This is a genomic window from Enterobacter sp. 50793107, from assembly GCF_001463365.1.
GTDB lineage: Bacteria > Pseudomonadota > Gammaproteobacteria > Enterobacterales > Enterobacteriaceae > Enterobacter > Enterobacter cloacae.
In genome coordinates, this window is the sequence record NZ_LNII01000024.1 from 1 (window position 1) to 272 (window position 272).

Annotated in this window: 1 pseudogene; it reads right to left on the reverse strand. The window is 57.7% G+C overall.

Annotated elements, in window-relative coordinates:
- Positions 1–272, reverse strand: a pseudogene (locus APU11_RS28725) (IS4 family transposase); the annotation flags it as partial.

The window sequence follows — 272 nt, forward strand, 5'->3', positions numbered from 1 at the left end:
CGGCAGTGAGCGACCATTACAGACCAGACTTGCCCGCAGCAGATGCCAGTTCCTGTCATGCCAGCCGGTCCAGTCGACAGCAATCACACAGAAGGGCATCAGGGAAGTGATGGAATGTGTGAGCAGGCGCTGAATACGGGGAATGTCCCGGTGAAGGGCGGTATTACCCAGGGCACGGTCAACACGTTTAATTTTATTTTTGACGTGCGCCCTGCCGGGAAGAGTGCGACCAAGGCTGGTCAGGGTCAGATCCGCACCGTGCGTGAGGGTAC